The 21,600-nt window shown below is 71.0% G+C and carries 18 protein-coding genes and 2 pseudogenes; 10 read left to right on the forward strand and 10 right to left on the reverse strand.

Going from position 1 to position 21,600, the window contains the following annotated elements; all coding sequences use genetic code 11:
* Positions 1-12 precede the first annotated feature (12 nt).
* Positions 13-1,344 (reverse strand): MFS transporter, encoded by a 1,332-nt coding sequence (locus FRAQA3DRAFT_RS19185; RefSeq protein WP_009740707.1) that lies wholly within the window; start codon positions 1,342-1,344, stop codon positions 13-15.
* Between the two features lie 87 nt (positions 1,345-1,431).
* Here FRAQA3DRAFT_RS19185 and FRAQA3DRAFT_RS19190 point away from each other — a divergent pair, with 87 nt between their 5' ends.
* A complete protein-coding gene (locus FRAQA3DRAFT_RS19190) occupies positions 1,432-2,025 on the forward strand; it encodes a metallophosphoesterase (RefSeq protein WP_009740708.1) in 594 nt (197 codons plus the stop codon).
* Positions 2,013-2,600 carry a dihydrofolate reductase family protein gene (locus FRAQA3DRAFT_RS19195; protein WP_009740709.1) on the forward strand — a complete coding sequence of 196 codons (588 nt, stop codon included), beginning with the start codon at positions 2,013-2,015 and terminating at the stop codon, positions 2,598-2,600. The genes FRAQA3DRAFT_RS19190 and FRAQA3DRAFT_RS19195 overlap by 13 nt, the downstream gene beginning before the upstream one ends.
* Positions 2,601-2,721: 121 nt before the next feature.
* Here the strand turns inward: FRAQA3DRAFT_RS19195 and FRAQA3DRAFT_RS31640 are convergent, their stop codons facing one another.
* Positions 2,722-4,224, reverse strand: coding sequence for a DMT family transporter (locus FRAQA3DRAFT_RS31640; protein WP_009740710.1), 1,503 nt, complete (start codon positions 4,222-4,224; stop codon positions 2,722-2,724).
* A gap of 344 nt (positions 4,225-4,568) precedes the next feature.
* Here FRAQA3DRAFT_RS31640 and FRAQA3DRAFT_RS19205 point away from each other — a divergent pair, with 344 nt between their 5' ends.
* From FRAQA3DRAFT_RS19205 to FRAQA3DRAFT_RS19220, 4 genes are all read left to right on the forward strand, one after another.
* Complete coding sequence (locus tag FRAQA3DRAFT_RS19205; protein WP_009740711.1) at positions 4,569-5,414, forward strand: enoyl-CoA hydratase-related protein; 846 nt, start codon at positions 4,569-4,571, stop codon at positions 5,412-5,414.
* A 124-nt stretch (positions 5,415-5,538) separates the two neighbouring features.
* Positions 5,539-6,510: an alpha/beta hydrolase gene (locus FRAQA3DRAFT_RS19210; RefSeq protein WP_009740712.1), complete on the forward strand. Its 972-nt coding sequence runs from the start codon at positions 5,539-5,541 to the stop codon at positions 6,508-6,510.
* Positions 6,511-6,795: 285 nt separating this feature from the next.
* Positions 6,796-7,554, forward strand: coding sequence for an SDR family NAD(P)-dependent oxidoreductase (locus FRAQA3DRAFT_RS19215; protein ID WP_009740713.1), 759 nt, complete (start codon positions 6,796-6,798; stop codon positions 7,552-7,554).
* A 130-nt stretch (positions 7,555-7,684) separates the two neighbouring features.
* A complete protein-coding gene (locus FRAQA3DRAFT_RS19220; RefSeq protein WP_232291662.1) occupies positions 7,685-9,565 on the forward strand; it encodes a glycoside hydrolase family 3 protein in 1,881 nt (626 codons plus the stop codon).
* 60 nt (positions 9,566-9,625) lie between these two features.
* Here FRAQA3DRAFT_RS19220 and FRAQA3DRAFT_RS19225 read toward each other — a convergent pair whose 3' ends face one another.
* A complete protein-coding gene (locus tag FRAQA3DRAFT_RS19225; protein ID WP_009740715.1) occupies positions 9,626-10,273 on the reverse strand; it encodes an SAM-dependent methyltransferase in 648 nt (215 codons plus the stop codon).
* 312 nt (positions 10,274-10,585) lie between these two features.
* Between FRAQA3DRAFT_RS19225 and FRAQA3DRAFT_RS19230 the strand changes: the two are divergent.
* A pseudogene (locus FRAQA3DRAFT_RS19230) lies at positions 10,586-11,406 on the forward strand (IS1634 family transposase); the annotation flags it as partial.
* A 161-nt stretch (positions 11,407-11,567) separates the two neighbouring features.
* On the opposite strand, the gene FRAQA3DRAFT_RS32125 reads toward FRAQA3DRAFT_RS19230, so the two are convergent.
* The 5 genes from FRAQA3DRAFT_RS32125 to FRAQA3DRAFT_RS19250 form a co-directional block, all read right to left on the reverse strand.
* Positions 11,568-12,167: a transposase gene (locus FRAQA3DRAFT_RS32125; protein ID WP_063820808.1), complete on the reverse strand. Its 600-nt coding sequence runs from the start codon at positions 12,165-12,167 to the stop codon at positions 11,568-11,570.
* The gene (locus FRAQA3DRAFT_RS35225; RefSeq protein ID WP_157467480.1) at positions 12,168-12,305 is read right to left on the reverse strand and encodes a hypothetical protein; all 138 of its coding nucleotides are present in this window, start codon (positions 12,303-12,305) and stop codon (positions 12,168-12,170) included. It abuts the gene before it with no gap.
* A 518-nt stretch (positions 12,306-12,823) separates the two neighbouring features.
* On the reverse strand, positions 12,824-13,543 hold the full coding sequence (locus tag FRAQA3DRAFT_RS19240) for a GAP family protein (protein ID WP_009740717.1): 720 nt from the start codon (positions 13,541-13,543) through the stop codon (positions 12,824-12,826).
* Between the two features lie 41 nt (positions 13,544-13,584).
* Positions 13,585-13,998 carry an SHOCT domain-containing protein gene (locus FRAQA3DRAFT_RS19245; protein WP_009740718.1) on the reverse strand — a complete coding sequence of 138 codons (414 nt, stop codon included), beginning with the start codon at positions 13,996-13,998 and terminating at the stop codon, positions 13,585-13,587.
* A 219-nt stretch (positions 13,999-14,217) separates the two neighbouring features.
* The gene (locus FRAQA3DRAFT_RS19250; protein WP_009740719.1) at positions 14,218-15,633 is read right to left on the reverse strand and encodes a membrane protein; all 1,416 of its coding nucleotides are present in this window, start codon (positions 15,631-15,633) and stop codon (positions 14,218-14,220) included.
* A gap of 236 nt (positions 15,634-15,869) precedes the next feature.
* Here FRAQA3DRAFT_RS19250 and FRAQA3DRAFT_RS19255 point away from each other — a divergent pair, with 236 nt between their 5' ends.
* Positions 15,870-16,226 carry a carboxymuconolactone decarboxylase family protein gene (locus tag FRAQA3DRAFT_RS19255; RefSeq protein WP_009740720.1) on the forward strand — a complete coding sequence of 119 codons (357 nt, stop codon included), beginning with the start codon at positions 15,870-15,872 and terminating at the stop codon, positions 16,224-16,226.
* Between the two features lie 406 nt (positions 16,227-16,632).
* On the opposite strand, the gene FRAQA3DRAFT_RS19260 is transcribed toward FRAQA3DRAFT_RS19255, so the two are convergent.
* Both FRAQA3DRAFT_RS19260 and FRAQA3DRAFT_RS19265 read right to left on the reverse strand, forming a co-directional pair.
* The gene (locus FRAQA3DRAFT_RS19260; RefSeq protein WP_051054392.1) at positions 16,633-18,204 is read right to left on the reverse strand and encodes an MFS transporter; all 1,572 of its coding nucleotides are present in this window, start codon (positions 18,202-18,204) and stop codon (positions 16,633-16,635) included.
* 577 nt (positions 18,205-18,781) lie between these two features.
* Entirely contained in the window at positions 18,782-19,375 is a 594-nt protein-coding gene (locus FRAQA3DRAFT_RS19265) for a potassium channel family protein (protein WP_009740722.1), read from the reverse strand.
* A 434-nt stretch (positions 19,376-19,809) separates the two neighbouring features.
* On the opposite strand from FRAQA3DRAFT_RS19265, the pseudogene FRAQA3DRAFT_RS33355 reads away from it, so the two are divergent.
* Both FRAQA3DRAFT_RS33355 and FRAQA3DRAFT_RS19270 read left to right on the forward strand, forming a co-directional pair.
* Positions 19,810-20,076 (forward strand): annotated as a pseudogene (locus FRAQA3DRAFT_RS33355) (YccF domain-containing protein); the annotation flags it as partial.
* Positions 20,077-20,104: 28 nt separating this feature from the next.
* Positions 20,105-21,568 (forward strand): DUF2252 domain-containing protein, encoded by a 1,464-nt coding sequence (locus FRAQA3DRAFT_RS19270; protein ID WP_009740724.1) that lies wholly within the window; start codon positions 20,105-20,107, stop codon positions 21,566-21,568.
* Positions 21,569-21,600: the final 32 nt, after the last annotated feature.

Consider the following 21,600-nt stretch of genomic DNA (forward strand, 5'->3'; position numbering starts at 1 on the left):
GGTCCGCCGGCGTCAGCCGCCGGCTCGGATGGGGGCCTGCACGTCCGCCGCGGGATCGGCGCTGGGGGCGCGCAACGCGGGCGCGAAGGCGGCGATCGTGGTGAGCAGAAGGAGCACGACTGTGAGGGCACGGTGCAGGCCGACGAGCTCGGCGAGCCCGCCGACGACCGGCGGTCCGGCCAGCCAACCGGCGTAGCCGACCGTGCTGACCACGGCGATCGAGGTTCCCGCCGACCCGCCGAGCCGGCCGGCGGTCGAGAACACGGCCGGCACCACACAGGCGGTGCCGACGCCGAGGGCGCCGAAACCGATCACGCCGGCGGCGGAACCGAACGGCAGGGCACCGACCGCGAGCGCACCGGCGAACCCCACGCCCGCGACCGCCGTGAAGCCTCGCACCGTCCGCGCCGGGCCGTACCGCGCCATCACGCGATCGCCGACCAGACGTACGGCGAACATGCACACGGTGAACGCCACGAAACCCGCACCGGCGACCCCGGCGGCCGCTCCCGTCACCTCGGAGAGGTAGACGGCGCTCCAGTCCGCGGCCACCCCCTCGCAGAGGAAGCTCCCGAACGCGACGGCGCACAACGCGACGAACGGCCTGGGCAACCGGCGACGGCGCCGCTCGCGCGCCGGCTCGGCTGCCGCCGCCACCGACCGCTCGGCGACGAGTTCCGCCCCTGACCACCCGCCGGACGGTTCCGCCCTTGGCTGCCATCCGGACGGTTCCACCATCGACCCCGCCGGGTCCGGCAGCATCCACCAGGTGGCCGGCAGGGCGATGACCAGGCCGATCGCGCCGAGCGCGGCGAACTGGGCGCTGACGGGCACCGCCAGCGCCGCGGCGGCGGTACCGATCCCGGCGCCGACCAGCGCGCCAGCCGTCCACGCCGCATGCGCCGTGGCCATGATCGGCCGACCGTAGCCGTGCTCCACCCCGACGGCCTGGGCGTTCGCGGCGATGTCGAGGCCGCTGCTGGTCGCACCCCACAGGGCGAGCAGGGCGAACAGCGACCACTGGCCATCCACGAACGGGAACAACGACCCGACGGCGCAGTAGCAGGGCAGGGCGGCGCGTACCACCCGGACGCTGCCGAAACGGGTCACCGCGATGCCGACGAGCCACAGTGTCAGGACGGCGCCGACCGGTGCGCCAAGCAGGGCCAGCCCCAACCGCCCGTCGCCGAGGCGCAGGTCGGTCTTGATCTGCGGCACCCGCGGCGCCCAGCTCGCGAACACCAGGGCCAGAACGAACAGCGCGATCATGGTCGCCGCCCGGGCCCGGGCCAGGTGCCGACGCCGCTGCGGGCCGTCCCCGCCGGTCACGGCCGCACGCCCCATGTCGTCACCCGATCTCCAGCCGCGCCGTCACTCGCCCGTCCGCGCGCTCACCCGGCCGATTCCGGCGCTGCATCCCATACTGGCCGGATGCGGCTGGTAATACTGTCCGACACGCATCTTCCGACGCGGGCGCGCGAGTTGCCCACCGAGATCTGGGCCGCGATCGAGGAAGCGGACGTGGTGCTGCACGCCGGCGACTGGATCAGCCGGGACGCCGTCGACGAGCTGTCGGCGCGGGCGGGGCGGCTGATCGGCTGCTACGGCAACAACGACGGTCCGGATGTGCGGGCGGTGCTGCCGGAGGTCGCCCGAGCCACGCTCGGCGGGTTGCGCTTCGTGGTCGTGCACGAGACCGGCCCGGCCCGGGGACGGGAACGCCGGATGGCCGCCGCCTACCCGGATGCCGACGTGCTGGTCTTCGGTCATTCGCACGTGCCGTGGGACTCGACGGCCGAACGCTCCCCCGATCCGGCGGGCGCGGCCGGCCGGGCGGCACGGACGCCACCGGCGGCGCCGGGCACGCTGCGCCTGCTCAATCCCGGTTCGCCCACGGACCGTCGGCGCCAGCCCGCGGCCACCTACCTGACCGCGGTGGTCGCCCGTGGCCGCCTCGACGACATCGTCCTGCATCCGCTGCCGTCCCGCCGAGAAGACCGAGGGAGCGCTTCATGGCCAGGCTGATCTACACGGCGATCATGTCGCTCGACGGCTACGTGGTCGACGCCGACGGACGCTTCGACTGGGCGGTGCCCGACGAGGAGGTGCACGCCTTCGTCAACGACCTGGAACGGACGATCGGCACCTACCTGTACGGGCGCCGTCTGTACGAGGTGATGGCGGCCTGGGAGACGATGCCTGTCGGCTCTCGGCCCGGGGATGCCGACGGCGACCCGCGTCCGGTCATGCTCGACTACGCGCGGATCTGGCAGGCAGCCGACAAGGTGGTGTACTCGACGACCCTCGGCGGCGCGTCCACCGCGCGAACCAGAATCGAACCCACGTTCGATCCGGACGCGGTCCGCCAGCTGGTCGCGTCGGCCGAGGGCGACGTCTCCATCGGCGGACCCACCCTCGCCGGCCACGCGATCAGGGCCGGACTGGTCGACGAATATCACCTGTTCCTCACGCCGGTCGTGGTCGGCGGGGGCGTGCGATCGCTGCCGGACGGCGTCCGGGTCCGGCTGGAGCTGCTCGGGGAGCGCCGGTTCGGCAGCGGCGTGGTGCACCTGCACCACCGCGTCACCGGTGCCCCCTAGCGGTGCGGCGCGTCCACTGAAGACGACGATGACGCCGACGGCCGGGGCTCAGGCCGCCCCGTCAGCGGCGAGGATCCGGTGGGTGGCCAGGCGCAGCCGGTCGGCCTGCCGCCGCAGGTCCTCAGCCCGCGCGTCGAGCTCGCGCCGCGCCGCGATCAGACCCTCCGCGGGCACCACGTCGCTGCCGAGCACGTCCCGCGCCACCCCCGATCCGGACGTGAGCACACCCGGTCCGGGGGTGGGCACGCCTGCTGCGATCGGGGCCGTGGTCGATCCAATCGGCAGGCCGCCGCCACGGACCGGCCCGCCGGTGTCCGCCCAGCCCGCCGGGCCCGCGGCACCCGGCATCGGCGCGTGGGCCCCGGCGCCCGGGGCCCGGCCGTCGAGGTCCGTCCGGGCTGCGGCGGCGCCGGCCCAGGCGACTCCGGCGCCGGCGAGACCGGCGGCACCGGCGGCACCGGCGGCGCGCGTCATCGGGCGCCGCCGGTGGGAATCGGGGCGCGCGGTCCGGACCGCGGCGACCACCCGCGCCGGCCGTCGCGGCCGCAGCTGCTCCTCGAAGCGGTCCCGTTCGTCGGGCGAGGCTCGCGAGCTCCTCGCCGATCCGGTCCAGGTCGCGCTGCAGGCGGCGGCGCAGGCGCCGGGCCGCCGGCCCGCTCGGCCCGGCCTGCCGGCTGCGCCGCAGGTCGTGGCGCAGCCGCTCCAGGTCGTGGTGCACCTGCTCCTCCAGCCGGGACAGCCGGCCCTGGGCCTGCCGCGCCGCCAGCCGCGAGAGCTGCCCCGTGATCAGCGGCGAGCGGGCCAGGGTCCGCACGCCGACCGTCATCACGATCAGGCCGAGCAGCTCGCCGGCGAGCGCGAGCGGAGTCAGCCGCAGCTCGCCGCCGAGCAGCCCCACGCCGATCGCGACGCCGGCGAGCGGCTCGACGCTGACCGACGCGGGCAGCGACGCGGGCAGCGGGGCCATCTCGTAGGCGCTCTGCGCGAGCAACGCGCTGATCACCGCCACGGCCGCGACCGCCCAGGGGAACCAGGACTGGGCGAGGGCGCCGGCTCCATCGTCGGTCAGCAGGTGGCCGGTGGCGCTGACGAGGGCGGCCTGCAGCGCGGACAGCAGGCCCGCGGCGCCGGCCAGCAGCGGCGCGCGCCGCACGGCCGCCATCCCCCGCGTCCCCCAGACCGCGCCGAACACGATCAGCCCGACGAGGATGCCCGTCAACGCCCAGCCCCCCGAGGTCGCGGCCTCGGAATCGCCCACGTCCGGGTCGCCGGCGAACACGAACAGGGCGAGTCCGGCGGCGGTTGCGGCGGCGGCCATCCAGTCCCGCCGCGGCACCACGCGGCGCGCGAGCAGCGCGGCAAGCGGCAGGGCGAACAGCAGCTGGCAGATCTGCAACGGTTCGACGAGCGCGACGGCGCCGTGGGTCAGCGCGGCCCCGGCCAGCAGGCTGCCCATGGCGCCGATGGCGACGCCGAGGTCCCACAGCGGCCGGCGCACCAGCCAGAGCAGCAGCCGCAACCGCAGAACGTCACCGGGTGGCGCAGTGAAGGCCACCCGCTGCTGGATGACAGCGGCCACCCCGAAACACACGGCGGCCCCCAGGCCGAGCAGATAGGTCGCCACGCCTCCTCGATCCCGCCGTGGTCCCGTCGCGCCCGCCGGCGACGGTCCGTCCGTCGCCGTGTGACGCCGGCCCCCGGCGTGTTCCCGACCCCGTCGGCGGCCGGTTCCCCACAGGGTGCCATGCCGGTGGCCAGATAGCGGCCACCGGTCGTTCATCCGTCCCCGTTCAGGCGCCGCGGGCGCTACATCTCACACCGGACGCCGACCGCGGATCGACGGTTGTGTGGGCGGCGGCGGGTCCATCGACCGGTCGACGGACCCTGCGGCGGCGCGCACGCGAGCATCGCGGGCGGTATGAAGAGACGACACACCGATGTGACCGGAGCGACAGGGGCGGGTGGAAGATGCCGGTGGACACCCGGACGACCGGGGAGCGTGACGACGCGCCGGTCCGGTACGACGTGGCCGACCAGGTCGCAACGATCACCTTCGACCGTCCGGACAAGCTGAACGCGCTGACCGTGGCGATGGGCGACCGGCTGTTCGCGCTGCTGCGGCGGGCCGACGCCGACCCGCGGGTCCGGGCCGTGGTGATCACCGGTGCGGGGCGGGCCTTCTCCGCCGGCGCGGACCTCGCCATGTTGGCGCACACCCCGGTCGACGGCCGGGACCCGCTGATCGTCGCGCCGGAGAACGGCCCCGCGATGATCCGTTCGCTGCGCCTGCCGGTGATCGCGGCGATCAACGGTCCGGCGGCCGGGCTGGCGTTCGCGGTCAGCCTGGCGGCCGACCTCCGGTTCGTCGCCGCGGACGCGAAGCTGTCGCTGCCGTTCTCCCGGCTGGGCCTGTACTCGGAGTACGGGTCGGCCTGGCTGCTGCCCCGGCTGATCGGTGTCGGCGCCGCCGCGGACCTGCTGCTGTCCGGCCGGGTGTTCCTCGGCGCCGAGGCGGGCGAGCTGGGGCTCGCCCAGCGGGTCCTGCCGGCCGCCGAGGTGCTGCCGGCCGCCCTGGACTACGCCCGTGACCTGGCCCGCAACTGCTCACCGGACTCGCTGGCGATGATCCGCAGCATGATCGACGACGCCGCCGGCTCGCCGCTCGCCGAGCACTACGCGGCGACCGTGCCGGTGATGCGCGCCGGCCTGCGCGCCTTCGACTTCGACGAGGGCGTCGCCGCCCGCCGGGAGAAGCGCGCCCCGACGTTCCGCGAGCGCGTCCCCGGCACCGAGGAGCGACCCGCGCCAGCCTGACCGGCACCGACGCGATCCGCTGCGCGGTGCCGAAAGCGACGCCCCGACGGATACCGGTGCGACCCGCCGGGTCCAGTCGCCGTGACCGGTGGCGCCGCGCGCCGGGACGGTCACAGCGGTGCCCATGACGAATCCCGATGCACCGACCACGCCGGTCCTGGAGGAGGCGGCGGCGCGCTTCGTCGGGGCGACCGCCAAGCCCCCGTTCCTGTTCGACCTCCCCGTGGACGAGGGGCGCCGCACCGTCGACGAGGCGCAGAACGGCGAGTTCCCCGAGCCGGCGGCCAGCACCGAGGACCTCACGATCCCCGGCGGGCCGTCCGGGCAGGTGTCCGTCACGGTCTACCGGCCCGCCGGCGCGACCGGGGTGCTGCCGGTCGTGCTCTACACCCACGGCGCCGGCTGGGTGTTCGGCAACCTGCACACCCACGACCGGCTCGCGCGAGAGCTCACCGTCCGCGCGCAGGCCGCGACGGTGTTCACCTCCTACAGCCTGTCGCCGGAGGCGAGGTATCCGACCGCGATCGAGGAGATCTACGCCGCGCTGGAGTGGATCGCCGCGCACGGCGCCGAGCACGACCTCGACCCGGGCCGCATCGCGGTCGCCGGCGACTCCGTCGGCGGGAACCTGACCGCCGCGATCACGCTGCTGGCCAAACGGCACGGCGGCCCGCGCATCGCCGCCCAGCTGCTCTACTACCCGGTCACCGACGCGACCTTCGACACCGGTTCCTACCACCAGTTCGCCGAGAACTACTGGCTGCGCCGCGACGGCATGCAGTGGTTCTGGGACCAGTACACGACCGATCCCGCGCAGCGGGCCGAGATCACCGCCTCTCCGCTGCGCGCCACCCGCGACGACCTCGCCGGGCTGCCACCGGCCCTGGTCATCAACGGGGAGGCCGACGTGCTGCGCGACGAGGGCGAGGCGTACGCGGCCCACCTGCGCGCGGCCGGCGTCCCGGTCACCTCGGTGCGCTACAACGGCACCATCCACGACTTCGTCATGCCGCACGCGCTGCGCGACACCCAGGCGGCGAAGGCCGCCACCGCGCAGGGCGGCGACTTCCTGCGCGCCGCCCTGCGGGACACCTGAAGGACGGCCGGCGGGGCTCGGGCGGCCGGCAAGACCGCGACAACCATCTCGATCTCGACAGCCCAGCCGGCGGGGATGACCATCCCGACCGCGGCGAGGGGACGCGCCGCCGAGATCCTCACGGCCACCCGAGCTACCGGATCACGTCGGTTTCCCACTCGGACCGCTACCGCGACGGCCGCCGGGGGGTGACGGGCGCCCGGTGTCGGGGCATCGACCAGACTGGAGACGTCTGGGTACAAGCCGATGCATTGCGACATCGATCCGGCGCGAGGAGGCGTTGCGATGAGCGAGCAGGCAGGGACGGCCGTGGTGACCGGCGGCGGGACGGGGATCGGCCGGGCGATCGCCCGGGCGCTGGCCGAACGCGGCGACCGGGTCGTCATCGTCGGGCGCCGCCCGGACCGGCTGGAATCCGCGGCCAAGGACATCAACGCCGAGGTCGGCGGCCCGCCGGTGCTGCCCTTCGCCGCCGACGTCACCGACCCCGACCAGGTCGAACGCCTCGCCGCGTTCGTGACCGGCGAGTTCGGCGCCCTGGACGTGCTGGTCAACAACGCGGGCGGCACCCACTCCGCGCCGGTGACCTCGCTGCGCGACGTGGTGGTGAAGCACACGACGCTCTACCTGCAGAACGTCGTCAGCGCCCTGCTGGTCACGCAGGCGCTCGGCCCCGCGATCCGGCGGCCGGGTGGGCGCATCATCATGATCAGCTCCCGGTCGGCGCGCAGTGCCGGCGGCGACCCCGGCTATGCCGCCACCAAGGCGGCGCTCAACCGGCTCGTCGTCGGCCTCGCCAACGACTACGGCCCTGACGGGGTGACGGTCAACGCCGTCGCCCCCGGCTACGTGCCGGACACCGAGCTGTACCCCGGGGCGATCCCGGCCGAGTGGCACGAGCGGATCGTCGCCGGCATCTCCGTGGGCCGCGGCGGCGAGCCCGCCGAGATCGCCACCGTCGTCCGCGACCTCGCCGCGCCGGGCTCGTCGTTCGTCAACGGCACCGTCATCGAGGTCGACGGCGGCCTGCGCCCCAGCACCTGAATCGGCGGTCCGGCCGGCCCGCGGCGGGCGGGCCCACGGTCGTCCCCGTTCACCCGAACGATCAGGAAGGCGGTCGATCACTCATCGACGCGATGAGTCCCGGTGCTCCGGACGCGGGGCCCGATCTGTGGTGAGCGGACGGCGGCGCCGGCTGCCGCGTGCCGTCCTCGTCGTGCTGGCCTGTCTCCTGCTGGTCGCGGGCTGCCTCGGGCGAGATCCCGACCCGGACCCGGCCGGCGCCGATCGCGCCCGCAGCACGACGCCACCGACCCGGGAGGCCCTCGGAGCGGCCGGCGGGGCGGCAGGGCCGACCCCGTCGCCCTCGCCTTCCCCGGCGCCGACCCGCTCCCCGGCGGCGACGGCCGACGAGGCGGAGACGGCGTGGGTGGAGTCGACGCTCGCGCGGATGACTCCGCAGCAGCGGGTCGGCCAGCTGCTCATGGGCTACGTGTTCGGGACGTCGGCGGACGACCGGACCCCGGCCGCGCTGTCCGGCAACCGGACGGTCGCGGGGACCGACACGGCCGCCGCCGCCGTGCGCGACCTCGGGCTCGGCGGCGTGGTCCTGTTCGACGCCGGCGGCACGGGTCCCGGCGCGCTGCCCGACAACGTCGTCGCCCCGGGCCAGGTCCTCGGCCTCACCGCCGGGCTGCAGGGCGCCGCGGCCATCCCCCTGCTCGTCGCCGTCGACCAGGAGCAGGGGCCGGTGATGCGGATCCGCGACGGGGTGACCCTGCTGCCCGACCAGCTGGCGCAGGGCGCGAGCGGCCGGGACGCCGACGCGCGCGACGCCGCCCGGGTGACCGGCGCGGACCTGCGCGCGCTCGGCATCAACGTCGACTTCGCCCCCGACGCGGACGTCAACACCAACCCCGCCAACCCGGTGATCGGCGAACGGTCGTTCGGCGACGACCCGGCCGCGGTCGCCCGCCTCACCGCGGCCGCCGTGAGCGGGTTCACCTCGGCCGGGGTGGCAGCGGCCGCGAAGCACTTCCCCGGGCACGGCTCGACCTCGGTGGACAGCCATCTCGACCTGCCCGTCGTCGCGTCCTCCCGCGAACGGCTCGACGCCGTCGACCTGGCACCGTTCCGCGCCGCCATCGCCGCGGGCGTGCCGATGGTGATGATGGGGCATCTGCTCGCCACCGCGTTGGACGGCGCGTCGCCCGCGTCCCTGTCCGGCGAGGTGGTGACCACCCTGCTGCGCCGCCAGCTCGGCTTCGACGGCGTCATCGTCACCGACGCGCTGAACATGGCGGCGATCACGAAGCGGTACCCGCCGGGCGAGGCCGCCGTTCGGGCCGTGCTCGCCGGCAACGACCTGCTGCTGATGCCGCCCCGGCTCGTCGAGGCCCGCGACGGCCTGCTCGCGGCGCTGCGTACCGGCCGGATCCCCGCCAGCCGCGTCGACGACTCGGCGCGCCGCGTGCTGCACCTGAAATGGCGTCTCGCGCATGCGGCCCCGGCGCCGACCGGCGACGGTCCCGCCGTGGCCGCCCGGGTCGCGTCCCGGTCGGTCACCCTCCTGACGCAGGACTGCGGGATCCTCCCCCTGCGCGCGGGCTCCCCGGTCACCGTCGCCGGTTCGTCGACCACGGCCGCCCGCCTGCGTGCGGCGCTGGCCGCCCGAGGAATCGTCACCCGAGCGCCGAGCGCCGCCGCCGGCACCGCCACGACACCCCCCGGCACCTCCGGTGGAACCTCCGCCGCGGGGTCCGGTAGCGCCGCCGGGACCGCCCCGGTGACGATCGTCCTCGCGGGAAACGCCGGGCCGCCCGCACGCGCCACGCCCGGCACGGTCGTCGTCTCCACCGCCACGCCCTACCACCCACCGACCGCCGCCGCCGCGTGGCTGGCCACCTACTCCACCGACCCGGCCTCCATCACGGCCCTGGCCGCCGTGCTCACCGGCGCCGCCCCACCGCTCGGCCGTCTCCCGGTCACCGCGACCGCCCCCTCGGGCCGCCCCCTTCCCCGCGGCTCCGGCCTGACCGCGCTGCGCCCCTGCTGACCCCCGCCGGCGTACAGCGCCGCCTTCCTTGCCTATCCAGAGGGATAAATCCTTCCTTGCCTATCCAGAGGGATAAATCAGGCGCAGAACCCTCCAGATAGGCAAGGAAAGTCCCGGCGCCTCGTCGGCCACGGCGTCGAGGTCGATCGAGTCGTTCGCCAGCGCGGACAGGGGTCCGCGGTGCGAGGGCGACGAGGGCGACGGTTTGCGGCCGATGGCGCCGTAGGCGCTGACCTGCGCGTCGGTCAGGTCTGCCGGCACGGCGGCATCGGGCCGCCAGCGGTGCACCGACACGAGCCCCGGGTCGAGCAGCTCCAGCCCGTCGAACAGCGCCTCGACCTCGGCGCGGGTCCGGGGCCGCAGCGGAATTCCCCGCGCGCGGTAGGCCTTGGCGCCGGCCTCGATCGACGGGTCGTGGTCGGGGGCGAGATGGGACAGGACGAGGTAGCTGCCGGCCGGCAGGGCGTCGACGAGCCGGCGGACGATGCCGCCCGGGTCGTCGGAGTCGGGCAGGAAGTGGCCCACCGCGAGCAGCGACAGCGCCACCGGCCGGGACAGGTCGAGGGTGTCCACGATCTCCGGGGCGGTCAGGATCCGCTTGACGTCCCGCACGTCGGCGTCGAGGTAGGCGGTCCGCCCCGCCGGGGTGCCGGTGAGCAGCGCCCGGGCGTGGGTGAGCACGATCGGTACCACCCCTGGGTTGCACATGTGGGCTTCTTCCGCATCTTTGGGTTGTTTCTGCTGGTAGACCGGTTGCGAGGGCGCGCAGTCGGCGGGGTAGGTCGACTCCCCCCGACGCGGCCGCTGGGTTCCGGGAAGCCCGGCCGTGCTGCGCTACATCCGCGCCGTGGATACGTGGAGGGACATCCCCGCTGGCCGGCGTCGGGCTCTGAGCCGGCAGAACGACAGACCTGAATTGGCTCACTGCGTTGTGATCTTCGGGGCTGCAGGGCGCTGACCTGGGGTGATGGCCGGCTGGTGGGCCGTTTTCACGCACTAACGGTGTTCTAGTCTTCGGCCGTGGCGTTCGTGCGGAGGGTGCGGACGGCCTCGGGCGCGACGGCGGTGCAGATCGCCGAGTACGTCGGTGGCCGGCGTCAGCGGGTCGTGGCGCATGTGGGGTCCGCCCATACCGAGGCGGAGCTCGGGATCCTGCTGGCGCGGGCCGAGGAGATGCTCGCCGACAGCCGGCAGGGGGTGCTCGACCTGGGGGTCGAGCCGGCCGTGCGCCCGGCCAGGCTGCTGGGGCCGCCGCGTGAACCGGCGCTGTTCGACCCCGAGCCGGCCGCCGGGCCGGCCGCGGTGGTCGGGCCGGCGAAGGTCCTCGGGACCGCGTCGGTACTGCTGTTCGATGCCCTGGCCTCGGTGTTCACCGATCTCGGGTTCGACGCGCTGGGAGATCCGGTGTTCCGGGACCTCGTGATTGCCCGGGTCGTGGAGCCCACGTCGCTGCTCGACACCGGCCGGGTGCTGCCCGAGCTGGGGCGCAAACCGGCGGCGTACGCGACGATGAAACGGACCCTGGCCCGCTGCGCCTCCGGCGGTTACCGCGGCCAGGTCGCCGACCTGTGCTTCGCCCACGCCCTGGCCCACGGCGACGTCTCGCTGTGCCTCTGCGACGTCACGACGCTGTACTTCGAGACTTCGAGGCGGAGAAGGAGGACGACCTGCGCCGGGTCGGCTACTCCAAGGAACGCCGCGTCGACCCGCAGATCGTCGTGGGCCTGCTCGTCGACCGGTACGGCTTCCCGCTGGAGATCGGCTGCTACGAGGGCAACCGCGCCGAGACCGCGACGGTCCTGCCGACCGTCCGCCAGTTCAAGGACCGCCACCGGCTAGCACTGCAGTCACAGTGATCTTTATGTGGCCGCGGCCGGCCTGACGATCCGCTGGGCGGCCCGGATCCTGGTCTGGAAGTGGTGATAGCGGGCGCGTGCCTGGTGGCCGCGACGCCAGTCCGACCACCAGGTGATCACGGCCGGTGGGACGGCGGCCTGGCGGATCAGGATCTGCTGGGGCCGGTTGTCCAGGCCGGCGCGGTCGATCGTGTCGACCAGCGCCCAGTCGTACAGCCGGGGTCCTTGCGAACCATCCGCGCAGGAACATGTCTGCCAGGCCCGGGCGGGGACCTTCCCGGCGAGGACGTCGACGCGGCGACGGCCGTGGGCACAGGGGTGTCCTTCTTGACGGCGAGAACATAGCCGATCCGGTGTTCTTCCAGCCAGTCACGGAGCTCGGGGTCCACGCCGTACGCCTCGTCGCCGGCGACCCGGCCGAGCTCCCGGTGCGTCACCCAGAACCGGCGGACCATGTCCAGGGCCAGCAGCGGCTTGGTCGCGAACCCGACCCTGGCCGGCACGCCCGCTGCCGCGCACCGCGCCCGGTCCTCGGTCCAGCCTGTGGGAAGATACAGCTCCCGGTCGACGAACGCCCGCCCTCTCCCGCAGACGCAGGCAGTGAACACTCCGAGCTGACGGTTCTCGACACGGCCCGCGGTGCCGCTGTACTGCCGCTGCACCCCGGCCGACGAGGTTCCCTTCTTGACGAAGCCGGTCGCGTCCACCACGAGGACCCCGTCCGCCTCGGCCAGGTTCTCCACCACCTACCGGGCAACGACGTCACGCACCGCGTCGGCGTTCCACGCGTACTCGTTCAACAACCGCTGCATCTTCTGCGGCCCGGACTCGCGGGTGAACTCCGCCAGTGTCCACCCGTTCTTCCGTTCCGTCCGAGACAACAACCCGGCCACCTAGGCCCGCACCTGCGCCCGCGGCTGCTCGGACCGGAAACAGCCCGCCACCCGACCGAACAGCTCCTCCAACCCCGCCTCCCACACCGACACGCCCACCCCGGATATGCTACGAGCCGCGGCCACCGCGGCATCTTCGTCTGTTCTCACAAACAACGTAGAAAACCACGGTGGCCGCCCCACACCTCACTCCACACCGCATCCGCGACAAGAGACCACACGGCAATCACTGAGGCTGTAGTACTAGGTCGGCGGTCACCGTCTCGTTCATCAGGCGCCTCCCCACCTGCGCCTCTGCACGCAGTGCGACAGGGCGGCTACACCATTGTTCTCGGAGGTTGAAGCGCGGCGTCTCTCGAGGGTTGCACTGCACCCGTCGGTACACAAGAACCCGTCGACACATAAGACGCCGAGTCGATCACCCGAAAGAGCGACAGGAACTCATCAACCAGCCAAAAATAGCCCACAGCGCGAGCGTGATGATCCCGCAACAGGAAATGCCAGCGGTCTTATTTGGACGTGAGGAGCGTAATGATTCCGCTCGCGAGGAAGTATATTCCGCTGGCTGCGGCAGCCAGAACGACGATATCCCATCCGTGTCGGTGCATCCACGCATTGTAGGCGGCGAGAATCGCCCCGGTCCGACGTGGGACGAGCAGTCTAAGGATTATCGGTAGTTCCACCATGTGTAGCACCAGCAAGGTGCAGGCGAACAGGGCAAGAATGGTGGCGGCCCTACTGAGATCGGCATCGGCAAGATCTTTAATTGCGCCGACATAAAATGCCGAGGGTAGATAGGTGACCATCCCAAGGAAGAAGATCGCCCGGGCTCCCGAGGCCCGTCGTCTCGTAGCAGGTTCATTGGCCGCCGGGCTGCGCACCGCATCCGGCGTGTCCGCCTCTCGCGGTGGTGCAGCGACGCGCCGGGCGGGCCGACGCATCCCGGCTGGTGTCCGGTGCCGAGCCACCCAGACCGCCACCAGGAGCAACATCACCCCGAGAAACGTTTGCATGCCGGCGCTCATCGTCCGCTGCTGCCGTTCAGGAAAGTCGGAAACGCGCAGGGCGACCAAGATGGCGGCTCCGGCACCGAGGGTGACGGTTGCGGCTCCGGCGAGATAGGCGAATGCGTGCCGCATCGCCGTGGGCTCCCCCAGATAACGCAGTACGATCGCCAGACCCAGCGGATAGACTCCGGCGACGAAGGCCAGCGGAAGCGCTCTGGTCACTGTTGTCCGCCTTCCGACGCCCTACCAGCCGGTGCCGGATTTCAGCGCAGTATTCTCTCCTTGGCGCGCTGGAATTCCTCTTCAGAGATATCGCCGCGGGCCTTGAGCTCGGAGAGTTTTATGAGGTCCTCGGTGCCGGTGCTGGTGCCGGCGGCTGTGTCCCGGATGTAGGTGTTGACCAGTTCCTGCTGCTCGCGAGCGTGTTGGATCTCCCGTCCGGCCATGTTCTGACCCCTCGCGATCAGGTAGACGAAGACGCCGACGAACGGGAGGACCAGCACGAGGAAAAGCCATCCAGCCTTCGCCCATCCACTCAGCTCCCGGTCACGGAACAAGTCGATGACGACACGAAAAATGAGTCCCAGCCAGATGACCCACACGAAAATACACAGCAGGGTCCAGAAAGTGCCGAGAACTGGATAGTCGTAGTCATAGGCCAGATAGTAGTGAGCCATCTCTTGCTCACCCGCCTCTCGCGGTCACACCTCTACAGTCCCACTCGAGGGGGGGAGCGGTCGACTCGATCAGCCGTAGGAGCCGCATCTGATATGGGCGAAGCAGTGCAACTTGTGCGACTGGCTGACAGATATCGTCCGCTGCCGGACGTGCTGGCAGGGCAGGTGGCACCACGTCTGCTGGCGTCGCGGTGCCTTTGGCGTGGTGCGGGGGTGCTGTCAGGTGCTGTCAGGTGGCCGGTTCCGTGAGCCTCCCGGCCGGTTCGGGGTGGTCTGGATCGTATCGGTGTCGGGCAGGGGGCCACCGTATTTCGCGGGGGTGGGTTGTGTGCCGGCGGCGGCGAGGATGGCCAGCAGTGCCAGGGCGACGATGACGATGCAGAGGATGAAGGCGACGGATGCCGGGGCGGAGTCGTTGTACAGCACCAGGGCGAGGACTCCGGCGCCGATGACGAGGCCGGTGGTCCAGCGTTGGTGGGTTTGCAGCCACCGGCCCGCCGCGCCGGTGCGTAGACCCGTTCGGGCGAGGGCTCGCCCGATGGCCGTGGTGGCGCTGCTGCTGCCGGTGCGGATCGCGCGGGCGCCGCGTCCAGGACCGTAGAGATATCCGGCGAGCACGGTGATGATGGCGATGACCAGGACGGTGCGTGTGCTGTTCCGCAGAAAGCGGACCAGCGTGTCGTAGATGGCTGCGGCCGCGGCCTGGGGCTGGGTGCCGGGTGGCACCGAGTCCAGGTAGCGCTGCCGCACGAAGGCGAGCCCCACCAGTAGCACGGCCATCATCACGCCGACGCCGATGCCTGCGGCCATGAGCCCGGCCCGATGCGACGGCGCCAGCCATACGCCGAGCCCCGCGAGCACGATTGCGACCAGTGGCAGCCAGCGGCCGAGAATCTTGAGTAGGCGCATGACGTTCTGTGCCTTGCCTAGTTCGTCGGACTTCAGCAACACGATCTGTCGGTCGGCATCGGGGATCTTCGCGGCCCTTCGGAAGCCGGCGTCGACCAACCGTTGCTGCACCTTGTCGACGACCGTGCCGATGTCCAGCACCACCGTGTCTCCCTCGGTCTGGATGGCGCTGTTTCCTTCGCCGGTGAGAACCTTGACCACGGCGGCGTGTGCCCGGCGGTTTGCGTTCTGCCATGTTTGGGCGAAGAGGTCGCTGGTGACCACTCCCTCCACCACCCGGTGCACGGCGCTGGTCAACGCATCCTTCAGCGGGCCGGCCAGCGCGTGCGTGTGATCCACGACGATGGGGGGAGCGCCGTTGCGCGCGAGCGCGTCGGCGAGCGCGGCGGTGACCTGACCGACGTCGACGTTGCTGACTACCCGGTTGGTCAGGCGGTCGGTCACCGCGTGCTGCACCGCGGGGTCGGTGGCGAGCGGAGCGACGGTTTGCACGTACCGTTCGGTGTCGGAGACCTCCGAGTGCGCCCAGACGGCGATCACGCTAAGCGGCGCCAGCAGGAAGGCCAGCAGGAGTACCAGAGAAGCCCCGATAATGCGCAGCCGTCTGTTCTGCGGTCCAGTCCCGGTACGCAGCCGCTCGTACTCCGCCCGCTCGGCGGCCGTCAGAGGGCGCCTGCCCTCCGGACACTCCGAGCTACTGGGACCGGGAGTACCGGAGGTAGCCATAGTATGATCCTTTCCGCATTGAACCCTTATAGGCGCATCGTCGCGGTTTCGCCACCTTCCCTATCTGAAGAATTGGGCGAGAATCAGGGTTAAGAATAAAATATCCGTAAGATTTCATACCGCCGATCGGCCGCGATCGCGCAATCCATTCGAGCGGGTTTTACTGGTCACTCTTTGGGTAGTGAGGCATTTAGGTGACAATTCTGCACGAACACAAACATGCATGAGGAGAGAAAATGACGACGCTAACTCCGGAGCGGACACTCGACGCGATCGCGCAAGGAGAATTCCCTGTTCTGGAAGAGCTTGCTCAGATGCACCTGGACACCCTCGAGAGGTCCGGGCTCGATGAGCGTACCTACCACCTCGTCCGTCTGGCCGCGCTCATCGCGATGGAGTCCGCACCTGCTTCCTATCTAGCGAATCTTGCTGCTGCCCGGGAAGTCGGGCTCACCGCCGCCGACGCCCAGGCCGTGTGCACCGCCATCGCACCGATCGTTGGAAGCGCCCGGGTCGTGTCAGCGGCAGGAAGCGTGCTGAGGGCGTTCGTGTTGCAAGAGGATTCTTCGGAGAGCAAGGAAAGCCGGGAATAGGACGACTTTCACCATCGGTCTCGATCCCTCGATGAGAGGAATAATCTGCCAGGGGTACCGGGAGCGGGTGCAGACCCCGGGATCCGGCGAGCGAAGAAAAACGGGATCAGGCGGACGACGGCGAGTAGGGACAACGACGCATACGGGCCGTGCATGCACGCTCGACGTTCCGTAGCCGTTGGCACTCCGCCCAGTCGGCGGCAGTCTGGGTGCACTCGCTACCAGGACGTGTTCCATGCGGAACGGGAGAGTTCCGGAGGTAGCCGTGGCGCGGCGCCTCCTCCTGCTGCCGGCGGGGATCAGTATCCCAGTTCCTCTGCCGTTCCGCATTCCCGGAGGGTACGAACCCCAGCAAACGTCGGACGGCCCGCCAGAAACGGCGTTCTCCTAAAGATAGAAAGCAGATCTATCTGCTGTCTTCTACCCGATCCGGGGGACCACCGGTCTGGGGCGCTGCGGACGGCTGCCGGGTCGGGATACGGCGAGTGAAGAACAACGCGAGCAGGGCGAAGACCGCGAGCAGGGCCAATGAGGCGCGTAGTCCGACGAGGCGCGCATCAGCATTCTCGTCGACGATCGCCTCGGCTGTCCTCGGGGGTACACCAGCCTCGGCGAGGCTGGTCTGCAGGTCCTTGTCAGACAGAAACGGAATGCCCTCCGCCAGCTTCACCTCGGCGGTCGAGGCGAGACCTGCGGGCACTTCGGGGTTGTGCTGGACGCCGGTGAGGAACGACGTAGTGAGTGTCGAGATGAGCACCGCGCCGGCCATCGCGGTGCCGATCGACGCTCCGAGGTTTGTCACCGTGTTCTGCACTCCGCCGATCTCGGCGCTGTTTTCGTCCGGCACGGAAGAGACGGTGACACTGCCCAGCTGCGAGGCCAACGCGCCGACGCCGAGGCCAGCAAGCAGCATCGGCCAGGTCACGATTTCGGGACCGGCTCCGGCGTCGAGCGCCGCTATCATGATCACGATTCCGGTGAACAGAGCGAGAAATCCGCTCCGGATGATGCGGCGCGGTGAGCTGTGCGGCAGTGCCTTGGGAATGCCCGCGGCGGCCAGGAGCAGAGTGACGGACAGCGGCAGCAACCTGACCCCGGTCTCGACTGCGGAGAGTCCGAGCGCCACGGACAGGAACAAAGGGATTGCGAAGAAGAGGCCGGCCTGGAGCAGGTACTGGAAGAAGAACGAGGTGAGCCCACCCCGAAGGGTCGGGTTCCGCAATATTTCCGGATCGAGTAGTACCGCGTCGCCCCGGGCGAGGCGGTTGCCCTGCCACCAAATAAAGATCCGGAGTGTGCAGCCGCCAGCGAGTATCAACCAGATTGCTGGTGACAGCCCCAGCCATCTGGGCATTTCTTCCTTCGGTTGGATGAAGCCCCAGCTTCCCGACCGCAGGATTCCGTATACGATCAGGCTGAGGCCGAGTGCGGACAACGTGGTTCCGACGAGATCAAGGTGACGACGTTCCTTCGGAGACGTGTCGACGATGCCGCGGGTGAGCACCAGAATGATGAGAACCACGAACACCTCGCCGGCGAACACCCAGCGCCAGGAAAGATAGGTAGTGAACATGCCGCCGACGAGGGGGCCTGTCGCGACCGCGACCGCTCCGGCCGCGGCGACGAGTCCATATGCGCGAGGTCGTTGGTCACGGGCGAAGTTCTGCGCGACGAGTGCGACGATCGCAGGCATGATCAGTGCTGCGCCGGCTCCCTCGAGGAACGACCAGCCGAAGGTGAGGACCGCGAGATTTCCGGCGAGTGCGGTGGTCAGCGATCCGCAGCCGTAGATAACACAGCCGATGGCGAACGCGCGTCTGTGGCCGAGGATCTGGCCGAGCTTACCGCCGGTGATCATGAATGCGGCCATCATCAGCGTATAAAAGGTGATGGCGGTCTGAATTCCGGTCACCGTCGTGTCGACATCCGCGGCGACTGTCGCGATCGACACGTTCATGACCGAGCTGTCGAGTGTCATGAGGAACTGCCCCGCCGCAAGCGTCAGGAGAACGGTCCTGGTTCCCCCAGCTTCTTCTCCACAGGCGTGGCCGTCTTCGCCAACCTGGTCTGGCCCGGCCTTGTGGTATCGACCCACGCGCCAGCTCATCTCATGATTTCCGGGCTCGGTCGCGGCCCGGTCCACCAATTACCAGCCAGCACACTCCCGGTACCGTCCACCCGGTGAGGATGGTTCCACGCGCGGCCATCGTCACTCGTGCGCCGGATCCGGGGCATAGCGTCCTCTCGGTCGCAGGGCTCTCCTCCGGATTCACCCACCTCCCAGGACCAGTGTCAAAACTTTCCCGAGGCAAGCAGGAAGAGCCGGCCTGTCAGATCTCCTCAAATTGCGCGTATCACGGGGGGAGGCGGGAAAGACCTGTGGTGCTCCCACGATGGATCGAGGGCCGGTGACTGATGTAGGAATGCCCCACCGCCAGGGACTTAAGGCATCGAGTGACAGGTCCGGTGTCCCGGCGGTAGCGGCTGCGGGCCTCCCGGCTGCGGTCCGCCCCGCAGCGCGTGCTCCATGAGGGGTGCGGACCCCGCCGGGTTCGTCACGGCCGTCGAGTCTCCGGCGCGGCCTCGGGTGTCTCCGGCGGCGCGGTCTTGCGCCGTTGCCCTCGCTCGACCGCGCTGAGGACCGCGCGTATGAGCAGACCCAGCACGAGCAAGTCGGCCAGCATCTGCACCATCGTGACGATCCGGACTGATTCCGATTTCGGCGCTATGTCACCGAATCCGACGGTGGCGAACACGGTGACGGTGAAGTACAGCGCGTCGGTGCGGTTCATCGGCTCGGTGAAGGTCCCCGCCCCCGTCCGGCTCATCAGGAAGTAGGTGCTCGCGAACAGGATCAGAAACAGGGGGATCGACAGCGCAAGCGCCTCGATGGCCCGGACCGCGGGGTACCGCGACCGCAGGATCGAGCGCAGCTGCCAGCCGGCAAGCACCGCGAACGCCAGCAGCCCAACGACGAGCAGCAGGATCGCCGCCGGGTCCAACGCCCCCCGCAGCGGCAGCACGTAGTAGAGCGCCACGAGCACCGTGATGTTCAACGCGGCCCGCCGCACCGCGTGTCGCACCAGACGCCGCCGGGTGGCCGGAGCCGGTGACTGGGGACGCTCCCCGCCCACCCCGGGCGTGGTCATGGAGCGGGTTGCGCCGCACGGCGAACGGCCGGGGCCACCGCGGCGAGGCTGATCAGCGAGGGGACGAAGAGCATCAGGGCCAGTGCCGAAAGGACCAGCGCCTGGTGCACGAACTCCTCTCCTTGATCTGGCGCTGGACATGCCTGGCGGCGCTCTCGGCGAGCCGCTGCCGCGTCCGGGTGCAGCGGTCCCTGGCATCGGCGAAACGACGGGCCACAGGACATGACGGTTAATCACCCCGATGGTGGATCCAGCCCGGTTAGCACGTCCCGCGGCGGGGCACGGTGGCGGTAAGGCTGGCAGGAGATACCCGTTCCCGATTCTCGTGGAACGCGAACGGGCGTACGGTGCCGGTTCGGCCGTCGCCATCGGGGACCCGGAAGAACCGCCGCCGGCGGGCGCGCAGCGGGACAGCCGACGGAAAGGAGCGGCGGATGCGTACGGCGCTCAACATCATCTGGCTGGTGCTCTGCGGACTGTTGCTGGCAGTTCTGTATACCCTGGCCGCAATACTCTGCTTTATCCTGATAGTTACCATCTCGTTCGGAAAAGCTGCCTCGAGAAGGGCGCACTACACACTCTGGCCATTCGGATGGACGCTGGTCCCGCGACCGGACGCCGGGGCCGGATCGCTGATCGGGAACGCCCTGTGGATCATCGTGGCCGGGTGGTGGCTCGCGCTCGGTCACCTCACGACCGGCCCTCCCACAGGCCCACGAGAGGTCGAACATGACCACTGTTGTCACGCCTCCCGCCGCGCGCGGTTCCCAGCCGCGACGGCCAGCCAGGACAGCGCCCGACAGGGCCCTGCCGACACCGGCAGAGCGCGCGGCCCGGGGAAAGGAGGCGCGGACCCGGGCCCCGCGCCGGGCCCACGCGGAGTACGACCCGGCGCCGGACCGGGCCGACCCGATCGACGTGATCGACCGGCAGTCGCAGACCCGCCTGCCCGAGCTCGTCCCCCTTCGCTACCAGCGCATGATGGAGTCGCCGTTCAGGTTCTACCGGGGCGCCGCCGCGATCATGGCGGCAGACCTCGCCGGGACGCCGACGTCGGGGATCGACGTCCAGCTCTGCGGCGACGCGCACATGCTGAACTTCCGGCTGCTCGCGTCCCCCGAACGGCGCCTGGTGTTCGACATCAACGACTTCGACGAGACCCTCCCCGGCCCGTGGGAGTGGGACGTGAAGCGGCTCGCGACAAGCCTGGTCATCGCCGGCCGCGCCAATGGCTTCGACCCGTCCGAACGACGCGGAATCGTCACCGCGGCGGTCAGGGCGTACCGCACGTGGATGCACCAGTTCGCGGCGATGACCAACCTCGACGTCTGGTACGCGCACGTCGACGTCGCCGATCTGACCACGCGTTTCGCAGACGTTCTGGGCCGGCGGACTTCAAGGCGCCTGTCGCGGGCGACGGCGCGCGCCCGGTCGCACGACCGGCTGCGGGCGTTCGCCAAGCTGACCGAGGTGGTGGACGGCGAACGGCGCTTCGCGACCGACCCTCCGTTGCTCGTCCCGGTCAGCGAGCTGACCGCCGGGGCCGAGCAGGAGCTGCTGATGGGATGGCTCGGCTCCATCGTCGACCGGTACTCCACCACCCTGTCGGCCGATCGGCGCTCGCTGCTCGCCCAGTACCGGCTCGTCGACTTCGCGCGCAAGGTCGTCGGCGTGGGTAGCGTGGGCACCCGCTGCTGGGTCGCACTGCTGCTCGGCCGCGACGGCGGCGACCCGCTCCTGCTGCAGCTCAAGGAGGCCGGGACGTCGGTCCTTGCCGATCACCTGCCCGGGAGCGAGTACGACAACCAGGGCGAACGGGTGGTCGCCGGCCAACGGCTCATGCAGGCGACCACCGACATCTTCCTCGGCTGGCAGCGAGTGGACGGCATCGACAAGCGGCGGCGCGACTTCTACGTCCGGCAGTTGCAGGACTGGAAGGGCATCGCGGTGGCGGAGGACATGGTCCCGCACGGCATGATGCTGTTCGGGCGACTGTGCGCCGCCACCCTCGCCCGGGCCCACGCCCGCTCGGGTGACCGCATCGCGATCGCGGCCTACCTCGGCGCCGGCGAGGCGTTCGACCGGGCGGTCGCGCGGTTCGCGGAGGCCTACGCCGACCAGAACGAGGCCGACCACGCCGCGCTGACGGAGGCGGCCCGGACCGGACGGGTCAGCACCGCCGCCGCCGTCTGACCGCCGGCACCCGAATCGCCGGCATGCGCTGT

Source organism: Frankia sp. QA3 (assembly GCF_000262465.1).
In the GTDB taxonomy this organism is placed as follows: Bacteria; Actinomycetota; Actinomycetes; order Frankiales; family Frankiaceae; genus Frankia.